Source organism: Halobacteriovoraceae bacterium, assembly GCA_020635115.1.
Lineage (GTDB): Bacteria > Bdellovibrionota > Bacteriovoracia > Bacteriovoracales > Bacteriovoracaceae > JACKAK01.
In genome coordinates this window covers 178008-202491 of record JACKAK010000006.1, presented here as the reverse complement: position 1 = coordinate 202491, position 24484 = coordinate 178008, and the positions used below count along the sequence as shown (strand labels likewise).

At 34.3% G+C, this 24484-nt stretch carries 27 protein-coding genes, 1 tRNA gene and 2 pseudogenes; 20 read left to right on the top strand and 10 right to left on the bottom strand.

Annotated features, from left to right (window positions below; translation table 11 throughout):
- Positions 1–31: 31 nt before the first annotated feature.
- Together H6622_11050 and H6622_11045 are read right to left on the bottom strand one after the other, a co-directional pair.
- Complete coding sequence (locus tag H6622_11050) at positions 32–1252, bottom strand: RimK family alpha-L-glutamate ligase (protein ID MCB9062048.1); 1221 nt, start codon at positions 1250–1252, stop codon at positions 32–34.
- A gap of 174 nt (positions 1253–1426) precedes the next feature.
- The gene (locus H6622_11045; GenBank protein MCB9062047.1) at positions 1427–2299 is read right to left on the bottom strand and encodes a mechanosensitive ion channel; all 873 of its coding nucleotides are present in this window, start codon (positions 2297–2299) and stop codon (positions 1427–1429) included.
- Positions 2300–2574: 275 nt separating this feature from the next.
- On the opposite strand from H6622_11045, the gene H6622_11040 reads away from it, so the two are divergent.
- Both H6622_11040 and H6622_11035 read left to right on the top strand, forming a co-directional pair.
- A complete protein-coding gene (locus H6622_11040) occupies positions 2575–4005 on the top strand; it encodes a hypothetical protein (GenBank protein MCB9062046.1) in 1431 nt (476 codons plus the stop codon).
- A gap of 3 nt (positions 4006–4008) precedes the next feature.
- Positions 4009–5034 (top strand): succinylglutamate desuccinylase/aspartoacylase family protein, encoded by a 1026-nt coding sequence (locus tag H6622_11035; protein MCB9062045.1) that lies wholly within the window; start codon positions 4009–4011, stop codon positions 5032–5034.
- Here H6622_11035 and H6622_11030 read toward each other — a convergent pair.
- The 5 genes from H6622_11030 to H6622_11010 form a co-directional block, all read right to left on the bottom strand.
- Positions 5031–5840: a polysaccharide deacetylase family protein gene (locus H6622_11030; protein MCB9062044.1), complete on the bottom strand. Its 810-nt coding sequence runs from the start codon at positions 5838–5840 to the stop codon at positions 5031–5033. The genes H6622_11035 and H6622_11030 overlap by 4 nt on opposite strands.
- Before the next feature lie 119 nt (positions 5841–5959).
- Positions 5960–7309: a DUF2330 domain-containing protein gene (locus H6622_11025; protein MCB9062043.1), complete on the bottom strand. Its 1350-nt coding sequence runs from the start codon at positions 7307–7309 to the stop codon at positions 5960–5962.
- Complete coding sequence (locus tag H6622_11020; protein MCB9062042.1) at positions 7263–8102, bottom strand: RnfABCDGE type electron transport complex subunit D; 840 nt, start codon at positions 8100–8102, stop codon at positions 7263–7265. Before H6622_11020 ends, H6622_11025 begins: the two co-directional genes overlap by 47 nt.
- A gap of 102 nt (positions 8103–8204) precedes the next feature.
- Positions 8205–9032: a pirin family protein gene (locus H6622_11015; protein MCB9062041.1), complete on the bottom strand. Its 828-nt coding sequence runs from the start codon at positions 9030–9032 to the stop codon at positions 8205–8207.
- 519 nt (positions 9033–9551) lie between these two features.
- Positions 9552–9710: a hypothetical protein gene (locus tag H6622_11010; protein ID MCB9062040.1), complete on the bottom strand. Its 159-nt coding sequence runs from the start codon at positions 9708–9710 to the stop codon at positions 9552–9554.
- Positions 9711–9775: 65 nt separating this feature from the next.
- On the opposite strand from H6622_11010, the gene H6622_11005 reads away from it, so the two are divergent.
- The 9 genes from H6622_11005 (at position 9776) to H6622_10965 (ending at position 16410) form a co-directional block, all read left to right on the top strand.
- Positions 9776–10195 carry a BLUF domain-containing protein gene (locus H6622_11005; GenBank protein ID MCB9062039.1) on the top strand — a complete coding sequence of 140 codons (420 nt, stop codon included), beginning with the start codon at positions 9776–9778 and terminating at the stop codon, positions 10193–10195.
- Positions 10196–10279: 84 nt separating this feature from the next.
- A complete protein-coding gene (locus tag H6622_11000) occupies positions 10280–11050 on the top strand; it encodes a hypothetical protein (GenBank protein MCB9062038.1) in 771 nt (256 codons plus the stop codon).
- Positions 11051–11247: 197 nt separating this feature from the next.
- Positions 11248–11388, top strand: coding sequence for a transposase (locus H6622_10995; protein MCB9062037.1), 141 nt, complete (start codon positions 11248–11250; stop codon positions 11386–11388).
- Between the two features lie 135 nt (positions 11389–11523).
- A complete protein-coding gene (locus H6622_10990; GenBank protein ID MCB9062036.1) occupies positions 11524–11940 on the top strand; it encodes a recombinase family protein in 417 nt (138 codons plus the stop codon).
- A 255-nt stretch (positions 11941–12195) separates the two neighbouring features.
- Positions 12196–13518, top strand: coding sequence for a DNA (cytosine-5-)-methyltransferase (gene dcm, locus H6622_10985; GenBank protein MCB9062035.1), 1323 nt, complete (start codon positions 12196–12198; stop codon positions 13516–13518).
- A 94-nt stretch (positions 13519–13612) separates the two neighbouring features.
- A complete protein-coding gene (locus tag H6622_10980) occupies positions 13613–13990 on the top strand; it encodes a hypothetical protein (GenBank protein MCB9062034.1) in 378 nt (125 codons plus the stop codon).
- Positions 13991–13993: 3 nt separating this feature from the next.
- A complete protein-coding gene (locus H6622_10975; protein ID MCB9062033.1) occupies positions 13994–15076 on the top strand; it encodes a hypothetical protein in 1083 nt (360 codons plus the stop codon).
- 99 nt (positions 15077–15175) lie between these two features.
- On the top strand, positions 15176–15364 hold the full coding sequence (locus tag H6622_10970; GenBank protein MCB9062032.1) for a hypothetical protein: 189 nt from the start codon (positions 15176–15178) through the stop codon (positions 15362–15364).
- Positions 15365–15426: 62 nt separating this feature from the next.
- Complete coding sequence (locus H6622_10965) at positions 15427–16410, top strand: hypothetical protein (GenBank protein MCB9062031.1); 984 nt, start codon at positions 15427–15429, stop codon at positions 16408–16410.
- On the opposite strand, the gene H6622_10960 is transcribed toward H6622_10965, so the two are convergent.
- Complete coding sequence (locus tag H6622_10960; protein ID MCB9062030.1) at positions 16400–16573, bottom strand: toxin-antitoxin system HicB family antitoxin; 174 nt, start codon at positions 16571–16573, stop codon at positions 16400–16402. The genes H6622_10965 and H6622_10960 overlap by 11 nt on opposite strands.
- Before the next feature lie 82 nt (positions 16574–16655).
- Between H6622_10960 and H6622_10955 the strand changes: the two genes are divergently transcribed.
- The 7 genes and pseudogenes from H6622_10955 to H6622_10925 all read left to right on the top strand — a co-directional run bounded on the left by H6622_10955 (position 16656) and on the right by H6622_10925 (position 21194).
- Complete coding sequence (locus tag H6622_10955; protein MCB9062029.1) at positions 16656–17273, top strand: recombinase family protein; 618 nt, start codon at positions 16656–16658, stop codon at positions 17271–17273.
- 103 nt (positions 17274–17376) lie between these two features.
- Complete coding sequence (locus tag H6622_10950) at positions 17377–18198, top strand: hypothetical protein (protein MCB9062028.1); 822 nt, start codon at positions 17377–17379, stop codon at positions 18196–18198.
- Positions 18199–18311: 113 nt separating this feature from the next.
- The gene (locus H6622_10945) at positions 18312–19553 is read left to right on the top strand and encodes a hypothetical protein (protein ID MCB9062027.1); all 1242 of its coding nucleotides are present in this window, start codon (positions 18312–18314) and stop codon (positions 19551–19553) included.
- Positions 19554–19563: 10 nt separating this feature from the next.
- Positions 19564–19830, top strand: a complete 267-nt coding sequence (locus tag H6622_10940; protein MCB9062026.1) for a hypothetical protein — start codon at positions 19564–19566, stop codon at positions 19828–19830.
- Positions 19820–20038 carry a hypothetical protein gene (locus H6622_10935; protein ID MCB9062025.1) on the top strand — a complete coding sequence of 73 codons (219 nt, stop codon included), beginning with the start codon at positions 19820–19822 and terminating at the stop codon, positions 20036–20038. Before H6622_10940 ends, H6622_10935 begins: the two co-directional genes overlap by 11 nt.
- A gap of 301 nt (positions 20039–20339) precedes the next feature.
- Positions 20340–20831: pseudogene (locus H6622_10930) on the top strand (recombinase family protein).
- A gap of 108 nt (positions 20832–20939) precedes the next feature.
- A pseudogene (locus H6622_10925) lies at positions 20940–21194 on the top strand (recombinase family protein).
- Positions 21195–21878: 684 nt separating this feature from the next.
- Here H6622_10925 and H6622_10920 read toward each other — a convergent pair.
- Positions 21879–21954 (bottom strand) — tRNA-His (locus tag H6622_10920).
- A 138-nt stretch (positions 21955–22092) separates the two neighbouring features.
- Here H6622_10920 and H6622_10915 point away from each other — a divergent pair.
- Together H6622_10915 and H6622_10910 are read left to right on the top strand one after the other, a co-directional pair.
- On the top strand, positions 22093–22701 hold the full coding sequence (locus H6622_10915) for a hypothetical protein (protein ID MCB9062024.1): 609 nt from the start codon (positions 22093–22095) through the stop codon (positions 22699–22701).
- A gap of 9 nt (positions 22702–22710) precedes the next feature.
- The gene (locus tag H6622_10910; protein MCB9062023.1) at positions 22711–23436 is read left to right on the top strand and encodes an HAD family phosphatase; all 726 of its coding nucleotides are present in this window, start codon (positions 22711–22713) and stop codon (positions 23434–23436) included.
- On the opposite strand, the gene H6622_10905 is transcribed toward H6622_10910, so the two are convergent.
- Positions 23411–24484: an RluA family pseudouridine synthase gene (locus tag H6622_10905; GenBank protein MCB9062022.1), complete on the bottom strand. Its 1074-nt coding sequence runs from the start codon at positions 24482–24484 to the stop codon at positions 23411–23413. The two genes, H6622_10910 and H6622_10905, sit on opposite strands and share 26 nt — an antisense overlap.

Sequence of the window (24484 nt, the reverse complement as noted above, 5' to 3'; positions counted from 1 at the left end):
TATAAAATGATGGATAAATATTAATTTCTTCTTATTCTTTATGTGACATACTTTCTTTAAACTCTTCGATTTCATCTTTTCTAAGTTTTTTAGGACGAGGTCTACGTCTTCGTCTCGTTTTTTCTGGAATGAGTTCTTTCATAACTTCTATTTTTCCGTAACACAAAATCTTATCTTCTGGCTCTAATACTCTTTCAGCTTTCGGATTTGTAAATACTTTTCCATTTCTATGAAGCGATAAGGGATTAATATCTTTATCTCTCAATCCTGATTCACTAATCGTTTTTCCCACATATTCAGAATTTTTATGTATGACAATTTCAGCTATTCCATGGCCTTTACTTACAGTAAGTTTTTCATTGAGATCAATATCTGGATAATCAACATTTGCTGCAATGTAATCTATAAATGCACCTGCGACATCAATCTGAGTACAACCCTCTATTCCTTCTAGCCCTGGAGAAGAATTTATTTCCATAATTTGAGGACCGTTTTTTCCTTCCAGCATATCAACACCGGCGATACCAAGGCCCATGAGTTTTGCGGCCCTAATGGCAATTTCTTTGTAAGAATTGTCTAATTCTACTTTTTCAGTTAATCCACCTCGGTGCACATTACTTCTAAATTCTTGCCCTTGGGCAACTCTTCTCATCGCAGCAACAACCTGATCACCCACTACGATGGCCCTAATATCTCTTCCTTTACTTTCTGCCACAAATTTTTGAATAAGGATATTTTGCTTTTGACTTTGGAGAAGTTCAATTATTGATGTTGCCGATTCAAGTGAATGAGCAAGAAGTACACCTATACCTTGAGTACCCTCTAGTAATTTAATGATGACCGGTGCCCCTCCAACTCTTTCAAGTGCAGGAATTATATCTTTTTTATCTTTTACATAGACTGTAGAAGGTATCCCTATTTTATGCTTACTTAGTATTTGAAAACTCTTTAATTTGTCTCTTGAATTTAGGATCCCATCTGCAGAGTTAGGAGTGTAGACTCCCATCTGTTGAAATTGTCTTACAACTGCGGTACCAAAATAGGTAATCGAGGATCCTATTCTTGGCAAAATAGCATCACAGTGACTTAGTAGTTTTTGTTTGTAATAAAGATCTGGATTTTCTTCTTCGAGATCTAATGCAAACTTGGTTGTATTTAGAACTTTGACCTTATGTCCCCTGGCCCTAGCGGCCTTTACCAAGCGTTTCGTGCTGTAATTCCCAGGTTCTCTAGAAAGTATTCCTAGTATCACTTTTATCTCCTATTTGAAAAAATAATTTTCAATATATTTCAATTTGAATTTCAAAATTAATTGCTTAAGTATTTTAGTTACCCAATAGGAAACTCCTAAGACTAAGATTATTTCATTAGAGTGTAGTTTCAAGTTGAATGGTATTAAACTAACTATTTTCATTCGTAAATCATTTTAAGATCGTGAAATGTTTCCACTATGCATTTTTTTCCATGATAAAACTAAGCGATTTAAGGATTGCTCAATATCAGCAATTTGAGTGTTTTTTACAGGAATTTTCAATAAAACTATAACTTTATTATCAGTTTTATCATCATTTTCAAAAACAATCTTCGTTCTAGGGCTTAATGAAGGTATGAGAATACCTTCTTTTTCACAAAAATTACTAATACTTCGAGTTGCATTTTCAATATATGAAGCACAAATTTCATTTGAGATTTGTAATAACTGCACTTCAAATTCGTCAATATTTTCATTGATGTTAAGTTTGAACTGAAATGATTTTATTGAGTATCCTTTAAAATAAGATTCATTTTTTAAAGATTTACTCAAAAAAATACTATTCGGGATTGATACAACATCACCAGTAGTTTGTTGTGAATATTTTTCTGGGCCAATCTCAAGTACCTTGGTTGTCAGAAAAAGTCTTTCAACAACAAAACCTCTTATGTTATCTATTTCAATACGATGACCTTCTTTAAAAAGATTATTTTGTCTTAGGTAAATTCCACCCATAGCACACATAATAATTTCTTTGGTTGCAACAACAACAGCGGCAGCTACCGCAACAAAAGAGACAAATACAACTTGAAGTTGAGAAAACCATAGAATAAAAAGAAAAATAAGAAATAAATAGTTCGTATATTGTGAGATTTTTTTTTGCAAAAATATTTTCTCAGGTCGGTTAATATTTTTTTTTGCAATGTTTAATACTAAAAGTTTTTTTATAATTGTTGCAAAAATTAAAAGTAGAAGAGATAAAATGACTGTTTTTAAATATGGTAAACTTTCAAACAACTTTACAACATTATCAAAGAACCCAGACATAATTAATGACCCCCTGTTGCTTTAAATACAATTCTAAAATCCAATTAACGTCTAATAATAGGCCTAATATATTACGATTATAAGTGATATTCAAATCAACTCAATTTTGAATTTTAAAATATATAATCATATAGTTTATGAGATTGTTGCTAAAATCGTTGGTACCAAAATATTTAAAATAAATTATTTTTGTACAGAAAATCTAAATTTGAATCAATGCAATGCGTTGAGTATTTATTGAACTCTTTTTACAAAATTTGCAGTATCATGGACACATGAAAAAAGAAATCGAAATCATTAAACCCAATAATTTTGAGCAGGACAATCACTTTTACCCTAAAGCATTGAACTCTCAATTGCATCCAATCGTAAACCACTTCTTTAATTTAAATAAAGATAGAATTATCAAAAGATACTTACACTTAAATCCTCAAGTGAATGAATCTACTTTAATAGATATTCTTTCTTATCAACCTAAACACTTTTTTTGGGGTGGAGCTGATTTGTTTTATGTGACCACAGAAACAGGCAATCGAAGAATGGTCGTTCTAGAAACAAACTCGTGTCCATCCGGGCAAAAATCAATGCCACCACGAAGTGATTATGATGAACATCGTGGATATCTCTATTTAGTTGAAAATGCTTTTCTTCCTGCACTAAAAAGAAAAAAACTACCTAAAGGCGCACTTGCTGTTGTTTACGATAAAAACTACATGGAAACTTCCGGATATGCTCAAACTCTGGCCGATATCACAAAAGAAGACGTTTATCTTGTTCCACTCTTTGATAATGATAAAAAGAAAAATATAAAATTTGAAAATGGAATAATGATAGTAACACTCCAAAATAAAAAAGAAATTCCTATCAGGGCCGCAATCCGATATGTCACTCAAAAACCGTGGAATAGAATTCCACCCGTAACAAAGACCTTCATTTGTAATTCAACTCTTGTTTGTTTATCTGGAGGTAGAAATAAATTGCTTGCAAATAAGGCCTATGAACTTTTTAACTCAGAAGTTGGAGGTTCTGGCCTGCAAATAAATATGCCAGAAACGATAAAAGATGTCTCAAAGGTAGAAATTCCTCTTTGGGTTCAACGCTTTGGAGGCAAGGCCGTCATCAAAAATCCTTACTCTAATGCTGGGCAAGGAGTATGGACAATCACAAATGAAAAAGAACTTAAAAAATTTATGGAAAATGATTATAGTTACGACCAGTTCATCGTTCAGAGTTTAATTGGTCACTATGATTGGAGTTCAACTAGTAAGCATGGAAAGTTCTTTCATGTTGGAACTGTTCCAAATAAAAAAGGGAATATATATATTTCAGATTTAAGAGTCATGGTTTGCTCGTCAAAAAATGGATTTTTACCTTGCGCTTTATATGCCCGCCGTGCGAGATCACCCCTTGAATCAGAAATTAAAGGAAATAGTTGGGATATTCTTGGTACAAATCTATCCGTTAAACTAGGTGAGAATCAGTGGGATTCTGAAACATCACGTTTATTACTTATGGATAGAAAAGATTTTAACTCACTTGGGATTGGTATTGATGATTTAATCGAGGCCTATATTCAAACAACTTTAACAATAATCGCGATTGATAAAATGGCACAAAATCTGATAAATTCTAAAGGTCTTTTTAAAATGAAGTTGTTCAAATCTCTTGATAACGATGAAGCTCTGATAAGAGAGATTATGGTATAGAAAATGAGTAATGATATTGTATTAATTAAAACCAAAGATGACCTTGAAATTTCTGAACTTGAACCAGGAGAAGTTCATAGGATTTATGTTCAGCTAACAGATAATTCTCTTGGAGTCCCATGGAAAGTACCCTTAGTCGTTGTTAAAGGGGTTGAAGAGGGTCCTATATTTGGAATTACTGCTGCTTTACATGGAAATGAACTAAATGGGATCTCCACCATTTTCAAACTTATTGAAGAAATAGATCCAAAGAAACTTAAAGGATCCCTCATTCTAGTCCCCATAAGTAACATTCCTGGCTATTTGATGAAAAGTAGATACTTTTCTGATTCTGTTGATTTAAATAGAATTATGCCAGGTAAACCTGATGGAATAACAAGTAACCTTTATGCTCATTATTTCACATCAAAAATTGTTAAAAAATTTGATTATTTATTGGATTTACATACTGCCAGTCATGGAAGAGTTAATAGCTTATATATCCGAGCTGACCTTGATAATGAGGTAACAAGAACATTGGCCTATTTACAAAATCCACAAATTATCGTTAAAAAATTTGATGTAGAAGGTACATTAAGAGGGTGGGCCAATGAAAATGGTATTCCCTCTATTACGATCGAAATTGGTAATCCAAGTGCCTTTCAACATTCTCTTATTGATGAAACCCTCGAAGGTATTCTCAACACCATGAGACACTATGGTATGATCGAGGGAGAAGTAAAAGACATGGTCACTGATGCAATCATTTGTGATAATTCATACTGGATCTATTCTAAAAAAGGTGGAATTGTTGATGTTCATCCTTCTTTGGCAGATAAGGTACAAAAAGGACAACGTATAGCCATTGTTTATGATGTTTTTGGTCAGATTAGAGAAGAAATTCTTGCCAATAAAAATGGTGTTGTGATCGGCAAAAATATTAATCCCAATTGTGATGCAGGCACCAGAGTTTTACATTTAGGAGTGAACTTAATTGAGCCAAAACCTGAAAGTATTCCAGGGCATGATGATTTCGCTCTAGGTGATTAGTTATTATTAAATTTAGGAGTGCTTAAATTTCTTAAAAGAACAAACTCAAATTTTTCACTTTTTAATTTTTCAATTGCACTCTTAAATCCCTTTAATCTAGAGGCCGATGGTTTATTCATATGCATTATGACAATATCTCCAGGTCGTGGGTTACTTGTGAGTGCTGAATAAAGTTGATCTCCACTGTATTTACCCCCTCCATCACCATTAATGCTAAAACCTATGGGTTTTACTTTCATATCTTTTAAAATTTTTATACTCATTTCATCATAATGAGCAGTTCCTGATCTGAACAGTTGAGGATTTATTCCAGTGATACTTGCAATTTGTCTTGAATTTTCTAGAACTTCATTTTTTACTTCTAGGTATGAATTTGTACCCCTTATACCATATGCACTTGCTCCATTAACTGATAATGGCCTATGAGTGAAACCGTGGTTTTCAATCTGAAAAAAATTGAGAGCTGAAATTTTTTTTAAAAGTTCTCTGTTATGCTTTATCCATTTATAACTCACAAATAATGTCGCCCTAATTTTATTTTCAATTAAATAGTTTATTAATTCATAATCAGTACCTGCAAAATTATCGCAAGCATCAAATGTAAGGGCCATGATTTTTCTTTTAGTTTTAATATTCGTTAATATTCCTTCAAGATTTGTACCCCATTTTTTAGGTTTGTTTGATATGACCTTAGGACTGACCCCTTTTGTGGGTTTAATTTTAGGATCCGATTTTAAGTGGATTGGCCTATGAGCACAGGAAGTGAGTAGAGTGATTAAAATTATCAAAAATCTTGTTTTCGACATGATTGCCCTCTGGCTACTTATCGGTAGATATACCAGTACACATTAGTCAGATAATTTATTTCATATAACTATTTGAAATTTATAGGCAACTTAATTTTGAAATTGTTTTGGATAATTCTTCATTTTTTCCACAGACCTTCCCACCAACTTTCTTTGTTATCTTCTTTTACTTGAGGAAACTGAATTTTTATCTTTTTGCGGATTTCATTAATGTCTATCCCTGTGAGGTTCGAGAGGTTTTGTGCTTCTTTTTCAAAACGTGAAGGAAGTGAGTCTAAGTATGTTTTCGCTTCACTGCATTTTGTCACATCAGCTGCCCAAGGGTGATTGATCACATAACGTCCCTGAAAATTCGACTTATCTTTAGTTTCTTGGAACATAAGATCGTCAGGAAAGGTTTCTTTAGTATAACGAAGATGAAGTCGAGTAACTTTAACTGGTTGTGCTCCTGTTCCAAATGGGCGTAGCTGACTTTGAGCATTGTCAGAATTGACCCAAAAAACACCAAGACCTCTTAGCTCTTCTTTTGAAAGTGGGTCAGCGGCACAAGGATCACACCAACCCATATCCCAAAAGTACTCAGTAAAGACGGCCTTCATTCGTTCTTCTTTCACTTGTTGGTCAAACATTGAGCGATAAAATGTATCGAATTCTTTCTTTACATAAACAGGAATATTTACATCCGTAGGTAACTTTACAGTTTGATAATTAGTGGTCTCTACCCGTCCATTTTTAGTGAGAACATAGACAAAAAGTTCTTGTGGACCTTTTGCATTAAGCATACCCAATCGAATTGGAAGCATAAATTTCTCTGAGTTGAAAGCAAATTGAAGTGGTCTTAAATAAGATAGACCCATTTTATTTTGTTCTTCAAGATTTACTTTAGCGACGAAGAATTTCATTTCTTGTTTAATATACGGAGCGAGAGCTTGATTTGCTCCCTTGGGGATTGAGTATCCATTCTCTCTTAGCCATGTTTCAAGACCATTTGATTCTTTAGCGGAGAGAATGACGATATCATATTCACCCACAGTGTACTGAGCTTCAACTGTAACTCCATGAGAATTGCTTCCCCCTCCTGTGTTTCGCATTGTATCTGTTGGCAAATTTTTCATTCCACTAAAAAATGACTTTTGAATGATTGGTGCACAAGGATCTGGATCAAAGTACTCAACAAGTCTTGGTGCTGTAAACGAATCGATTCTAGAAAAAAGTTTTTTTTCACCGACGTTAACTTGTCCTTCTTTTAGTACAGTAGGAACTGGCACAACCATGGCAAAATTTTGAAGTTCGCCTTCATAATCATTCATCATGCTAATTACGGTTCTATCTCCATCTCTTACTAAAACTACTTGAGAGGCCTTATTATACAGAGAGGTGTCTGCTTTCGCGACATAGAAACCGCAAAATGCTTGGAGGTGATTAGCTATGGACATTAAGATGATTATTTGAAACCCTAAAATCTTCATTATTTCTCCATTTAAAAGATTCCGCCTGAATCCATTTGTTCAATAAGGGAACAAAAAAAGAGGTACCAATCAAAGCGTAAATATGGCCGTTTGTTATATATAGATAATATTGCATGAACAAAGAAAGAGTGGCAATGATTAACGCTAGTATGATTTTACCAAAAATATGATCCGGAGATGTTTTAGGATCTGAAATCATAAAGAATGCAAAGAGCAAAAGTGAACCACTAGAGGCAGAATGCCAGAAAATCTCTATTTCATAACCGAGATAAAGATTTCGTATAAACAGACCACCTAAATAAAAGAATAAGTACAACCAAGAGATATCTATTCTTTTTGCTCTTGAGGCAATAAGACAACCGATTGCTGCCAGCCAAATTCCGCTTGAGGTAGTTGAACCCCATTGACCAGGTGATAACCAAGTGTTAGGAAAAAACAACAAGGCCAGTACAATACCGAAGGCCGAAGGGTTAAAAAAATGTTTTTTACTCACCTGAAACCAAAACTTTGAACTAATAGCAATTACACTTACTAAAGGGTGCACCCAAAGGGAGTTTGCTCTAAGAAGTAGGGCCAGTCCTAAACATGTTATGACCGCACTTAAAAGACTACTTTTGTTAAGACCAAGATGATGGATCCAAAAAATCTGACTAAGAATTCCTGCGATAAATGTTAAAGCAACTTGTTGGTAATTTAGAGTAAAATCATAGACGAAAACACCTGTTCCTAGCAGTAAACTCATGACAATAATTTGGAAAATTCGAATGTCAGATTTTAAAATTGTATGGATCATATTCCACCTAGTGTAATATATTTGAAGATTTTTTAAAAATTCTATAGAAATAAAATAGAATCGACAAGTTACATCAATGAATGAGTAGATTAGAAATATAAATTATAATTTGCCCATTACTCCATTTTGGTAATCAGTAATTGCTTCAACAATTTCAAGTTCTGTATTCATGACAAATGGGCCATGAGCGACCATCGGTTCATCAATTGGTTCTCCATTTAAGAGGAGTGCTTTGAAATTTGATGATGTGGTAAAATTTAAGTCATTTCCCTCTCTTTCAAAAATCACTGCGCTCTGGTCCATGTACTTTGTGTTGTTTATATCTAATTCTCCACTTAGAATCAAAAGAACAGTATTTGTATTTTCATCTAACTCTAAATGCAGGTTTTCTTTTGCTGAACTAGAAATGTCAAAAATATTTATGGGTGTAAAAGTAGATGATGGGCCTTTTGTTCCTTCATATTCACCGGCGATTACTCTAAGATTTGTGCTATTGTTTATTTTAATGACTGGAATATCCTTACTTTTAATTCCTTGATACTTTGGTTTCGTTAGTTTGTCTTTTTTTGGGAGATTTACCCAGAGTTGAACCATTTCAAAGATTCCGCCTCTTTTAGAAAATTCTACAGAGTGAAACTCATCATGTACGACACCTTTACCTGCGGTCATCCATTGTACATCTCCGGGTTTTATAATCCCTCCACCACCAGAAGAATCCCTGTGTTCTATTTCGCCTTGGTAAGCAAATGTTACAGTCTCAAATCCTCGATGAGGATGTTCACCAACTCCTTTTGGTATATCTGTTTTTGGGAATATTTCTGGACTTGCATAATCGATAAGTATAAATGGACTGATGAATTTATTTAATTCTTCTGATGGCCTTAATAAATTATAAACATGAAAGCCATCCCCAACCCAATGTTTATGTATATTACGGAAATTGTATTTTACTTTTTTTTTGCTTGAAAACACTTAAGACCTCCAGTAAATCTTTTAACAAATGAATTGTATAATCTGTATTCACTGACATTTATTAACCTTCAAGATAGTTTATTCTATTACATTATGAGTTATTCGAGTTTGTTGCAATAGGGGACATTAATAGATATCATTGTTGCAATATTAATAACAATAAGTTTTAAAACTTCTGAATTTCAGTATATTTATATCCTATAAGAAGTATTTCTTAAGGAAGGGTTTAAATTTTTTCTTTAACAGATAAATTTTCTAACTACAGATATTTTTAAATTTAATTAAAACTGATTACTCCATTAATTATTGTGAAATTAGGATTGTAAAATTTTTAAATGCGAAATAGAAAAAAATTATAATCAATACTCGTATGATGATTCTTGATTGATTTCCAGTGAGAAATTTGACTCGTTCAATGATGGAGAATACTCTTGAATGCGAAAGTAATCAGTATTTACCAAGAATTTTTGAAATATATTATAGCTGTAATAACTCTTCTCTTTCTGAATTTTTCTGGGAACTTTGTTCCTTGATAATAACTCCAGTTGTTTTGTCATCCATTAAATTGTTTTTTCTAAGAAGTTTAGCTAAAGACTTAGGTTTATCTAGATATTCTTGATCGAGTAAGACTTGCAACTTGAAATTCTTGCTTTTATCATAAGAGAAAAGATTGTGAGTAGATATCTTTATATGGAGTGAATATGTTTCAATTGATTTATGTGAGTACTTCTGTACGTGATATGAGTAAAGAAGAGTTATTAACTTTATTAGATCACAGTGTAGAAAATAATAAGAAAAATAATTTAACCGGAATGCTACTTTATGGAGGAGGAAATTTTATACAAATTATTGAAGGTGAGAAAAATAAGGTGAAATCACTTTATGAGATTATAAAACAAGATAATAGACATCGAGGTTGTATAACATTAGTTAGCAAAGAAGTAGAAGAGAGATTATTTCCAGGTTGGTCGATGGGTTTTAAATATTTGACCGAGAATGACAAGAATGAAATTGAGGGATTTACTGAATTTTTAGATAGGAAAATGGAACCAATTGAATTTGCAAATAGGTCTGATGATATATTAAATCTTTTATATAGTTTTAGAAAATATAACCGTTAAAAAATGCCACGAAAGATCTTAGGGAAAACGTGTAAGTGACCTTTATGAACATAAAATTAAAGATTATTTCAAAGGAAAACAATCGTGTGTGATGATTTTGAAATTTTAATAAGACTAGATAAGGACTCTTTACCAAATACTGAAGTTCTAGCTTATCATCCAATCAGTAGTTTGATTAAAAGAAATCTTTGGAGTTTTGGTCCTCATGAAAATCCAGTTTCTACGGAATATTCTCATGAAAAAGAAATTGTCTTTAAGGATTGCTTAATTGAGATTCATGATCAAAAAACTTTGGAAAAACACACTTTTGAAATCATATTAACCTCCAACGACTCAAGTAATAAAAAAAATTCTGGTGACATTATAATATGGAATTGCTCTGGCTTAAATGTCCTACAAGGATCTGAAGTAACCAGAACAGTTTGGCCAAGATTTTATGAGATTGAACAAAGAATCATGACTTGGATAACTAAGTCTAACACTACTCCATTTGGAATAGAGATTGCTAATAAAGTTTATAATAAGCTTTTTTCATTGAAACCAAAAGAAACAACGAATAATTTTAATAATTTTGAAGGTCTTTTTTATTCTCATAGAGACTACTGTGGTACAGGGCTTTTAATAAAGCATGACGGATCTATTTCATATTGTGAAATTAGTGATGGATATGAAAGTAATGAAATTCAATCATTTTCTGGCCCCAAAGCTGAAGATTTTATATTATGGTTAAGTCAACAATCTAATGAATCCTTGTCACAAAACAAAGGAGATTTCTATTACTACAACCAAACCGTTACTCGAGAACGTCTATTGGATTTTATTAATCTTCACGATCCTAAGAAAAAATCATATTAATATATTTTCTTTTTCTATTTGTTACATGTGCCCTACTTATCCTGAACTTAAATCTTCCTTTAACATTATTTATTAGCAAAATTTATTTTTAATTTTTTCGTCCTCTTTATGTAGACGAATCCATTTCTATGTGTTTGCTCCAGCTTGACCTTAAACTCAAAATTTTTCGATAAACACTACAAAAATGGCGAGTAGAAATATTAAATTATTTTAAAAGAAGGCTGACGAATGCAAGAACAGAAGGTTATAACAACGTCTGTAAGCAGCTCCAGAAGCGGGCTTACGGATATAGGAACTTCAATAACTATCGATTGAAAGTGCTTTATGCCTGTCGTTGAGGTGTTGAGTGCGGCGTGTTCCACCATGAAGGGATGGGAGTCATAATTAGTGTAGCCCAGGAGATCATTTTGTCCTAGAAAAAAAAATGGGGTGGTCTATGCCCCTTTAATCGAGAATACCGTCCTCCCTCAGAAATGTCGAATATCATTGACTTCTTTCATGAGCCTGAAGTCTTGACCAAAGAGTTCCTCCACCAAAAATATGTCTTAGAAGGCCTCTCTTGTGCCGAAATTTCGAGGTCTGTGGCGTCCTCCCGAACGACTATATTAAAACGACTTAAAGAGTGCAATATCGAACTTCGACCAGTTGGGTCTAACCAGAAAAGAAAGCGTGGCGTTGGGTATGGAGAAAAAGTAGAGAAGAGAAAATTGATTGAACATAAGCGAGAGGCTGAAACAATTCGGAAAATGCGTGAACTTAGGGACAAAGGTTTTAGTTATAGGAAGATTGCTGAAGTTCTCAACACAATGAAAGTTCCCACAAAAACAGGGCGAGGGAAATGGCACGGAAAAACTGTTTATCAAATTTTGTCTCTAAGGGATATAGGATAGCCCCTAGCTTGGTTCATTGTTTGATTGTATGCTTCATGACTGCATTTAATAACTTCCTCTTAAATAGAGTTTTTAAACCTTAGAGTGGGTTTGTATTAACTAAGGTTTTGGAAACAGCTTCTTGCCGTTTTAAAAAAAGTTTAAGTAGTTAGAAAAACTGAGATTGGGAAATTACATTAAATATAGAATTGACATGATGCTAAACGCGAAATTAAACTTCCAATTACTTATTATTACAAGGTTTATGGAGAAGAAATGCTTGATAGTGCTTTAAATCAGTCTAAAAATATATCAAAGAAATCAGGTACAAAAACAGATAAAAGTTTAAAAGACTTAAATGTTCTTAGCCTCTTTAGTGGGTGCGGAGGCATGGATTTGGGCTTTGAAGGTGCTTTTGAGGTTCATAAAGATAGCGTTAATCAAAATATTCATTCTGATTGGGTACAGGAAGAAACTCGAAAAGATTGGATTAAACTAGCACCAACAAGATTTAAGACAGTTTTTGCTAATGATATTCGTCCGGGTGCTGAAAAGGCATGGAATAATTTCTTTATTAACAATTACGATGCTGAGAATGGTTCTTTTCACTTAGAAAGTATTGTCGATAGGGTAAAACGATATTGGGATGGAGAGAAGGGGGTATTTCCTTCAAACATTGATGTCGTAACAGGCGGATTTCCGTGTCAGGATTTCTCTGTAGCAGGGAAAAGAAAAGGTTTTAGCTCACATAAAAGTCATCATGGTGGTTTATTAGGTGAAGGCCCTACTGAAGAGAATAGAGGCAAACTTTATATGTGGATGAGAGAAGTTATAGACATCACTCGCCCAAAAATGTTTATAGCTGAAAATGTTAAAGGGCTTATTTCGCTAGGTGACGTTAAAGAGATAATTCAAAATGATTTTCAAGAAATTGGAGAGGATGGCTATATAGTAGTAAATGGAGAAGTATTACACTCCGCCTATTATGGTGTACCTCAGTCTAGGGAGAGAGTATTTTTTATTGGTTTCAGAAAAGACCTGCTTAAAAAGAAGGCTTTGGAAGCTCTATCTAAAAATGAAATTCCTGAAGATTTCACGCCTTTTCCTAAAAAAACACATTACTTAAATAAAGAAGAAAATACTTGCGGAACTTTAGTGCCTTTTGTTCCTTTGAAAAAAGTCTTCAAAGACTTAAAAGAGCCTGAATTTACGAATGACCCTGACCAAAAGTCTTATTCAAAAGCAAAGTGGTATGGAAAGCATTGTCAGGGTAATAAAGAAATTAACTTAGATAAGATTGGTCCAACGATAAGGGCAGAGCATCATGGCAATATTGAGTTTAGAAGACTGTCTTCAGAACATGGCGGAGAAATCTCAAAAGAACTTAATAAAGGATTATCTGAAAGAAGGCTAACGATTAGAGAGTGTTGTAGAGTTCAGACTTTTCCTGATACCTATAAGTTTGTTGGAGAAAAAAGAGGCGTGGGTGTTAGTAGTTCTGAAGCCTACAAGCTAATTGGTAACGCAGTTCCGCCTCTATTAGCCTATCATTTAGCAAAAAGAATAGAAGAGTTGTGGCCAAAAGTATTTAAGAAGTAAATTTCATATTTGAAAGGTTAAAACCTTAAAATAATTATTCTTTTGACTCTTTGCTTTCTGCAAAATAGAATTTTATGTATCAACGGAGAGATACATGGAGTTAGCTCGTTTAAGCAAAAACAATCCAAAAAATCAGCACAAAATTATACTATTTGATAGGTATTCAAACCATAACGAAGTGATTTCAAAGAGACCGCTTTGTTTTTTCTATTCTGGCTGTTCAAGCGATTTGGAAGAGCTAGAAAATTATGCTCTTTTAGAGAAATCCAATCTCTTTACGCTTGGTATAAGGAAAGACCTTGAGTCTTTAGGTTTTAATTTTGAAACTTTTTTAAGACTAGCTGAAGTGGATAAGGTCGCAAATGAGCTTATTGAGGATGAGGTTAAAGCAATCTTGTGTGATGAACAAGCCAATACGCCCTTTTCAAGACAAGATGAGTTGGACATTTTGTCTGACTTTTTCAACACCTAAGTCATGCCTGCTCAAGTATCAGATATTCACGAAATTTCAGTATTAGTTGGCTTTATTGATAAAGACATTATTAGTAAAAGCGTTGATGAAAAGTATAAGTCTTTTATTGGTACAGTTGCAAAGTACGGAGAAGGCAAAATCAGTGTCTCTAAAAAAGATTTTGAAAAAAATATAAATCTTTTTGATAGGGGAATTGAGCTTTCAAATGTTTTAAAAAGTGATTATGGCCTAGTGGGAAAAAACCTGAGTTGGTCTGGTGTTGAAAATCATAAAGAGGACAGTTCTGATATTTATGTTGATGGAATGGGAGTGTCTTTAAAAGACTCTAGCAAAATCATAAGAAATAGCGGTTTTGAGCAGTTGTTAGAAACCTTTTGTGAGAAGCCTATCAAAAAGTTTAAAGAACCATTTTGGGAGTTCGCCCCTAAACTTAGTGCGAGTTACTTGATTACCGTTATTGCAGATTGTTACAGTAGAGGCTTTGTGAAACTGTCGAAAGGGAAAGTAATAATAGATGGTAAAGAGAGGGCTGTGTTCAGTGGGGATATTTCTTCATTGAAGAGCTTAAATCTAAAAGAAATATCAGAAATCTTTAAAAAGGCTGACTTGAAAGTAATGGTAAAAGATTTTTCTAAAAATGGTGATTTGAAAGAACTGTTTAAAATAAGAGAGGCTTTAGTTAAAGATGTTTCTAAAAAAGTAACGAGCAATTTAATGGAGGGCCTAATACAAAACCCTAGTCATTTTGCTTCAAAAATAAAATATATGCTTCAGTATAGGGAGACGGAAAAGCTATTTGGCTTCAGTAGCTCGAAGGAAGTTTTTGCGGGAAAAATTAAGTCAGAAAAAGATGTGTCAGTTTTAGGAAAGGCTGTTTTTACAGAACCCTCTCAGTTGACGGATAAAACGACAGGATTACAAATAAACATTTACACAGATATAGAAATTGATATTTCAAATAAAAAAGAGAGTGTCAGGCTTCAAAACCAACTAAGATATAAGCACAGAACATTTAGTTGTGCCCCTGAGGCTAACTTTCATTTGTTAAATTACTCAGATTGGAAGAAGTTGTACCCCTCGAATTAAATGCAATCATTTGCATTTGATTAAGCTCTTGAAATTGTTCTGGTCAAATATCATCTTCATTCTTCGTATAAAATCGTTGAATGGAAGATAAGAAAAGTAATGCAAGCGATTGCATTTGTCGAAAGAGGTCATCACGACCATCTAAGAGTGTGGCAAGGAAATATGGAAAGTTCAGGAGAGGTCGCAACTATGTGCAGAGGTATCTCTGCAAGTTGTGTGGAAGGACATTTACACCGAAGCCTCGAAGGAAAGAAGAGAAAAGTCGTGGTCGCCCTCTTTCGGTTATAAATAAGCCTGCAAATCAATTTAAAAGCTATGAGGATTATTGTTTAGTACAAATCGTAGCCAAGATGTCTAAGGCTTCAGGATGGGGTTTTTACAAGCTCTTGAGCAAATATGTTTCATTAACGAAAAAGCAGATTGGCCAAAGAATTGCGAAGAAGTTTAGCTTTGCCACGAATGATTTATGTTTTGAAGCATTGGAAGATTACTTTCGTTTCTATTTAGGGATGATTGAAGAAGGGCTTGAAAGATGCGGTGAAGAGTGGTGGTGTAATCATACGAAACATAATTTAATCTTTAGTGCTATTGAGTCAGCAACGGGCCAGCCTGTAGGAAATCCTGCTTATGCTTTTGCCCTAGCTGACTCTGTGATTGAAAGGAGAAAGCAACAACCATTATTTTCACTCTACCTTGAAGAAGGTAGGATTTTTAACTCAGAACTATTTGATTATCCGATAGATGACCCAGAGATTTCTAAAAATTTAGGTATAGACCGAAATAAATATCTTGTATTGGCGGATGAAGAGAAGCCAATGTTGAAAGAGTCATTTCTTCATTTGGATATAACAGAATTATTAAAAATTGATGAAATCAAAAATATGGAAAGCTCTACAAATTGGGAGAATATCACTACTTATTTACCTGATAATGAATATTTTAAGGGCTTGTCATTGCAACTAATGGTGAGAAGTGAAAAGTTGAGTCAGGACTTTATTAGAGTTCATTGCATAATGCCCACCAATCTTAGTGAAGATAGAAAGCCTCTTATAATGGATTTTAGGTTTTGTATTCAATGGTTACCAAGGCATGGCCACCTCTTTTGGTATCGGGTTTCAGGAGAAAGGGATAAGTATTGCAAGAGAATGTATATGAGTCCTTGTGGAGATGGGTTTTATCCAAGGGAATACTTTAGGATGCGTTATTCTTCTTATGTTAAGGATTATTCGGAGAAGAGGGCCTATACATTTTTAGATGAGCTTAGAGATGCAAATATTTATTGGGCCACTAGACAAGCAGAGCAGGACAGAGCTTATTCTGAAATTATCCATTAGCTTCATTTAAGCAGTGTTCTATCATTTGAGTAATCATCTTATTGATACTCAAGTCTTCCTTGTCAGAGAACTTTGCCAATCTTTTATGAATGTCCTCTGGAAGTCTGACTGTTATAGCGACTTCTTGTTGTTTACCTTCTTTTTTCGGTTTGAATTTTGCCATAAGTTCACCTGTATTTAAGTAGTTGCAATATATGATACCATAAAACGGTGGCATAAAATGGTGTGACGTGTTATAATTAAACATGGAGTATAGAGATTATCTTTCTAAGAAGGCTATCTATCTTAGAGTTAGTACAGATAAGCAAGATACTGGTCTGGAAAGCCAGAGGTTAAAGGCAATAAATTATTGCAAAGGAAGGGGCTTTGACCTTGAAGGCATTGAGTTTTATGCGGATAAGGTCAGTGGTGCTAGAGCTGACAGGAAAGAACTAGGAAGGTTGCTTGAAGATTGCAGAGAAGGAAGGATTGATACTGTCATAGTGATTTCACTATCTCGGTTGTCCCGTTCCCTTAGTCACTTATTAGATGTCACAAATGAATTATCCTCGATGAGCGTGACGCTTATATCCATTCAAGAACAAATCGACTTTTCTACACCTATTGGCAAAATGATTTTGGCAGTTGTCGGTAGTATCGCTCAATTAGAACGTGAGCAAATTTCAGCTCGTGTTCGCAGAGGTCTTGAGTTAGCTAAAGCCAATGGAAAGTCTCTTGGCCGAGCGAGAAAGATAGACCACGATTTGGTAATCAATCTATTTAAGCAGGGTCTCTCATATAGGCAGATTGCAGAAGCCTCAAAGTCCAGTAGTTCAAATTGCTATCGAATAGTTCAAAAGTACCTAGAGCAAAATCAGCCTTAATTCAGTCATTTACACCTATTTACTCATGAAAAACCTAGATATTCCGATAGGTTACAGTAAATACAGGTTTTAGGAACGGAAGGAGTCTTTGGACTCCGTCCCTATGAGAATTGTTTTAGGAACAAGAGAAATTGATTTGAGTAACAGGGTTAGAGAACGAATTTATATTCAAGAATTAGCAGAAAAGTTATCTACTGATATTTTTGGTGTGATTGCGAAAGCTATCAAAAATGAGCTTAGACTTTATGTAAATTTGAATGAAAAAAGGTCTGCTCCTGAACTTCCAGAAAAAAATCTACTTAGTAAAACGGGAAACCACTTTAATTTAATCTCGAAGGAGAAAGATACTTTTGAGATAAGCAAAGAAGGACTTGAGGAAGTGCTTCAGCTCCAAAAGCCTATTGAAGAAGATAAATATATTTTCATTGATTACTTAAAAAGAAACGAGTTCGCCTCTTTATGCAACGACAACATAATTAACTTAGATGCGATTTTTTCTTTTGTTGATGATAGTGGTTTGCTTTCAATTTCACCAAGAGATGAGTTGGTTTTACTAGAGGGAGTCCCACTACTCTTGTTTAGAGAATGTATCGTTGATATTTCTGACCTCTCAGGAGCAGGAGTTGTTTCTGCGTATAGCTTGTTTGAAGAAGGGAAAAATACCGTTCAGAAAGATGAAGTCATGGCTAAGTTTAGTGAAGTTCGCTTCGGAAAAGTTGATGGCAAGCAATCCAAAACAAATAAATACTATAAGCTATTTGAGAAGTTTGATTTTGTTCATGGAGATAGTATAGACCCAATTTTAAGCCAATCTCCTAAAGACTCTAAGGCCTATCAGTTTATTCTTGGAGAGAGTGAAGAAGGAGAAGTCTATCCATCTTTAAATAATAGAATTAAACTTTGCGTTATCAAAGAAACTACCTAAATCTGAAATCATACGACCCAATTCGAGTTTTTCACGACCCTCCAAAACAGGGCCAATCAATCTTGTTTAATGTTCTATTTGCTCTCAAGAAAAACGAATATTGGGAGAAGGACATGATAAAGAAAAAGGCAAAGCAATCCTCTCTTGGGGAAGAATACAAAGAGAAAGAAAAATCTGTAATTCCTAAGAGAGGTTTCCTTAAAAACAAGAAGTTAATGCGTAAAGGCAAATTGCCTCTAACCTTAGACGAGATGCAAGCGATTGCACAAAGTGAGGACTCTAGTGAGTTAGAAAATCCTTGCTTGGATAAACTTGAGATAAGTTCTAGTTATGGCCCTTCAGGTGATAGCTATATCAGGTTTTACGATAGGCTACATTCAAGAGAGGTAATTGCACATTTTAATTACCCAAGCCATCATTCAACTCCTAAGAATATTTCTAAAAGAAATGAGTCTGGTTTTTATACCTTTCTCTCTCTTGGAACTTATGATGAGAGGGGAACGATTATTACCATTGGAAATGGTGTTCGTTTCGGAGCGTATCTCTTTGATGATAAGCTGAAGCTCACTCTTCAAGGCAATGATAACGCCCACGAGAATGAATTGATTTACTCATTACATGACTTAGTCTTTCGTGAAGTTAAGAAGGTTTTAAAAAGAGAGATAGATAAAGCAGAAAGGTTTTATAAATCTATTTTTATTTTCAAACAACACAGGTTCAAGAGGGATTATAAGTTTCGCCATAAATTTAAGACGGTAGAGTTCTTTTGGGTAATTAGAAGTTTCAGTCCGAAAGAGGATTATAAAAGACTCGTGAAACTCATCGAGGATAGATATGGGTATGTTACAGCAAGAATAACTACTGAAGGCACAATTCAAGATGAAATAAAATTCAGATTTCAGAATGATGAGCTTGGTGGAGTCGTTCTTAAAATTTATAGGTTTGACGATGACCTTATCAAGTTCGAGGTTCAGTTCACTTCAGACTACTTCGGTAAAGGAACTAAAGATTATCGTTTTTTAGAAGTTTGCCCAATCCAAACTTTGGCAGGACTTAGGAAACGAGCATCATCCCTATTTGTGAAGCTGTTAAGTAATTCATTTCAGTTGAATGAGCTAAGTTATCCGTATGAGACCTGCGAAAAGAAGTTTCGCAAACTCTGCCCTAAGTATTCAGACAAAATTATAGATATGTTCAAAGTTGGAAATGGATTTTGTCGAATTAACTCTTCATTGTCACCTAACTTGTATCGCTCAATCAGCAAACTTGTGAAGGCTGGCCTTGTCTATAAACAGCGAAAAAGTAACTACCAATTAGCAGATAGTATGAAATCACTCATTCAAAAGGAGGTATAGGGTGTTGGATATGAATTATTTAGAAAGGCAATTCTTAGAGGGGCTTCTTATAGAGACTCTTGCAGGGTTCGATTACGATGCGTTTGATTATGCTTCTTTCACCATTCAAAAAGACTGCAATAGCATCTTTAAAACGGGAAAGGAGTTGGTGAAGGATTTTCTCAGTCTCTATAAAGAATATCAAATGGAGCATGACCCTGCATATTGGGAGCATAAGAAGATTGAAGTGTTGAAGGGAATGAATGAGGCGTTAAGTGGAGGAAGTTATGAGCAATGAAAAGATTGAGAATAAAGAAGATAATAACTTGATGGCCCTAGGCCTTTATGCACACTCAAAAAACGAGAAACTTGAAGGAGCTTTACTAGAGGTTCGCAGTATCTTTGATGAGTTTTATGAGACAGGTGCTTGGGGAGAGATGACGGTTTCTTTTAAGAACGGTTCAGTTGTTCTGTTAGAGAAGAAAGTAACATCAAGACTATTTTAATCAATTTGTATTAAGCGTTGAGTAGGAAGAACCACCTTCGCTTTCTTTAAGGAGAGAGTAGAGATGAAGGTGTGTACAAATAAAAACTGTAAATTTAAAGGAGAATTGTTGCCTTTAGACAGTTTTCACAAAAAAGGAAATGCTTATAGCTCACGGTGCAAAAAATGTGTGAATAAAGAAAAGAAAGAGAAAAGACGAAAGGATAAGAGAAAAATTTTACAGTCCTTCAATGTTAGGGTTTTAGATGTGAACCGCCCTTGTTTTGTTGAAGGGCTGAGATTGTTGTTAGAAGAGGGAGTTTATGAAGAATAGTAATAAAAAGATTAAATATTGTGCTGTGTATGCAAGGACTTCAGACGAAGAAACAATGGCAAAGGAACATAACTCAGTTGAACAGCAAGGCAACATTTGCAAAGAGTTAGCACAAGGCAAGTCTTTGAGTTCAGGTATTGAATATAAAATAATTCATGTACTAGCAGAAAAGGATGCAATAAGTGGTGGAACTGCGGATAGACCGAAATATAAAGAGCTTAAAAAGTTAATTCGTAGAGGTGAGATTGATGTTGTTTTGGCCAAAGAGCTTTCTAGGTTAAGTCGTAACTTAGGAGATTTTTGTGGTTTTATAGAGCTTTGCAAAAAGCACAATGTTGAAATTCACATGAGAGGGCTATCCTATGAACCGGGCAACCCTTTTTCAGATTTAATTGTGAAAATTATTGCTGTTATTGCTGAATTTGAAAGACAGTTAATTATAGAGAGAACCCGTTCCTCAATTCGTGCAAGGGCGTTAAATAATGCAACAATTCATGGAGGTAAAGTTATTTTAGGGTTTGATAAGGTTGAGGGGAAGACGGGAGTATGGAAAATAAATAAAAAAGAGCAGAAAATCCTAGTCCATGTAATGGAGATTTTCTTGAATAGTTCCACTTATACTGAAGCTGTACAAACAATCAATAGTTATGGTTATCGCTCAAAGACAAATAAAAAGTTTACGAGAGAGTATTTGAGTCGTTTGTTAGTTAATCAGAAATATATTGGTAAATTAAAAGTTCCAAAGGACATTGATGACATGAGTCCTGATATATATGTAGATTTACCCACAGGCGAAGTTGTCCCTTTTGATTTATTTGAACAAGTACAAAATAAAATAAAAAGAATGGAAAAGTCAGGGAACGTAAATAGAAAAGGTAAAAATAGGATTTACCCACTTTCTGGTTTGATTAAGTCAGAGGCAGGGCAAAGGTACACAGGGGCAATGGGGGGAGATAAGATTTATTATCAGGCAGGGAAGCATGATAAGCGGTTGGATGCTCTTGCTTTAGAAAAGGCCGTAATAGACTCATTTAAAATCTTTGAAAATGATTTAGAGATGGCTTCTCTTGTTAGAGAGATGGTGAAGAAAAAGAATGATAGGTTGGAATTAGTGGACTCTAGTATTCTCGATATTCAAAAAGAAATCGATATGATTGAGGGAGAAATTCAGGGATATGTGAAAAGTATGACTGAAATTGGAAGCTCTGAGCAAATGAAAGAGTTAATTTCGATAGTTTCTGAGAACGTATCTAAATCAAAAGTTAAGAAAGATGAATTATTAAATACGGTAGAAAGCCTTCAGTTAAAAAGAGATGAAATTCGTTCTGAGTCTTTAGACTGTATGCCTTTAAAGGAGATTATGAAGGAAGTCTTTAAGAAGTTGAGCAGAGCAAGCGATGATATGAAAAAGGCTATTTTCAACAACCTAATTAAAGAAATCAAAGTTTTGAAGGAAAATAAACTAGAGATTGTTTGGTTACCAGAGGTTTGTGGCTTTGGAGGACAAAGTTTTGATTTAGGGGAAAAATGGGGTGGACGATGGGGCTCGAACCCACGACAACCAGAACCACAATCTGGCGCTCTACCAACTGAACTACGTCCACCATAAATGCTTAGTTGGATGTGTATTTATAAAGATCTGTATGAATATCGTCAATCAAAATATTGCAAATGATTCGTTGCGCATTTTGACTGATACATTTAAAGCAGATTAAGATGGTTTTATTTGCAAGGAGTGTTCTATGTTTAAAAACTTTTTTTGTGTCATTTGTTTCATTTTAACTTCAAGTGCTTTTTCCTATGGACTTGGAATTTCTAATTATCCCATGTTAGTTGATAAAAAAATGATTTCAGCTGAAGCAACAGGTATTTTCTCAAGTGGTGGAGGGATGGGCTTCCAAGGACGTTTTACTCAAAAAGTATCCCAAAAAATTGTGGCCGATGCTGGAATGGGGATATCTGGTGGAGATCGGGTTGCACGATTGTTTATTGGTGCAGATTATGAAGTTATCCCTGATTATATGAAACAACCAAAAGTCTCAATAAAATTAAATTATGAATTTACAAAAGAATTTAGGGCAACTCAAAATTCATTCTCACTAACCCCCATCGTTTCTAAAGGATTCTCATTTTGGGGAAAAGAGGCCTATCCCTTTCTTTCTTTACCTGTAGGAATTGGTTTAAATGATACCTACAAGACCTATGACACATTTGTTGCTGCAGGTGCTGGAATTTCAGGAAAAATACCTTTTGAAAACTATGAACATTTAACAGCAAGTTTAGAAACAACAATCAATTTACGAAACTCTGTCACTGCTGTATTTTTGGGGGTAAATTTCCCTTTAAATTAAGAGCTTTGAATGGATTTTAAATTATATTTTTCTGATTTTGATGGGACTTTAACTCATGGACATGTTTTAAAGTCTCTTTTCTTTGATATCCTTAATGAAATACATTCAAAAAAGGCAGAGTTAATTATTGTTTCCGGTAGAAGTGTTTCATGGGGGCATTTTTTTATCTCGCATCTCCCTATGCCTTTTGCGATCATGGAAGGGGGAGGTGTAATCGTTAAGAAAAATAAGCATGGACTTCTCGAAGAAGAATTTCTTGTGTCTAAAGAAAATTTGAACAAGCTCGAAAATATTGCAACAGAGGTGATCTCCAATTTTCCAATGCTTTCACTTTCTGTTGACTCGGCCGGGAGAAAAACAGATAGAGCGATTGAACTTAGAAGTTTAGAAGATGAAACGATAATGAGAGAAGTAAAATCACTTTTCGATGAAAAAGGTGTTCATTATTCTCAATCTAACGTTCATTTAAATTTTTGGTATGGAGAAATCTCAAAATACGAAACAGTCAAATATTTAGTTGAAAAGTATTTTCCTGCAGTAGATTTAGATGAAACTGTTTTTTTTGGAGATTCTTTAAATGATGAATCCATGTTTAAGCATTTAAAGCATACTGTTGGTGTGAGTAATATTTCTAATATTATAAGTAAATTAAAGTATCGTCCTCATACTATTCTGGAAGGCCCAATCAATGAAGGCCCGTATGGAGTACTCAATTTTTTGAGAAATACTCATTAATTTGTAATTTTATCATTTGTTCAATCTCGTCTAGTGAACATGTGAAATTCTTTGTGATCCAAGGAATAAAATCGTGTGGAATGGGGGCCTGAAAGATTTGATCTTTTCCCTGATATGGAATTTTCAAAGCAATGGAATGAAGTGCATGTCTTGGAAGTTCCATTAATTGGTGATCTTCTCTACTTGCAAGATTGTCTTTAAAACGTTGAAACATCTCAAAACTTCCAAGGTAAAGTTTATCTCCAATAAGTGGAATATCTCTAATCATAGCGTGAACACGGATTTGATGCTGCCTGCCAGTCTTTGGAAAAGCAAGCCCAAGGCAGTAATCTCCTTCAACCCTAAGAATTTTAAAATGAGTAAATGCTTTTTTTCCATGAATCGAATCAATAGGGAAGTGATGTATATAGACCCTCTTCAATCCTTCTTCTGTTGCTCCAAGCCTTTCATCTGCAGAGAATTCATCACCCTCTTTTACTAGACGTTTTGGTTTTGCCATAAAAAAATAACATTTTCTAACAAGCTCTTTTTCAAAATGATCAGTTAAAATTGCAGAAGCTTTTGGGTTTTTTCCCAAAAGAAGAATTCCGGAGGTTTCTCTGTCTAATCTGTGAATGCTATGAATTGTGTGTCCGTAGATCATTTCAAAATAAACTGTAGCACAATAAAAAATGTGTTTGCCAGTAGGATGTGTTGACATAAAAGGTGGTTTTGAAATCACAATTATATTATCGTCTTCAAAAACTATTTCTGGTTTCTCTTTGAGTTGAACAAGCTCTCCTTGCCAGTATTCGTCTTCATGTGTAGTTTTCTTTGTTTCGATGATGACAATATCTCTAAAGAGAAGTCTTGAATGTGGTCGATTTTTACCAGGGCGATCCAAAATTTTGATATCACCTACTTTAATTTTCTTCTTAACATCCTCTCGACTAAAACTCTCAAGGTAAATTTGACAGAATTGATCTAAGCGCAAACCAACTTGCTCTTCGTCGACAGAATACTCAGCTCTATAGAGTTGAGTTGTAAATGTTTTGTTCCTTAATGCCAT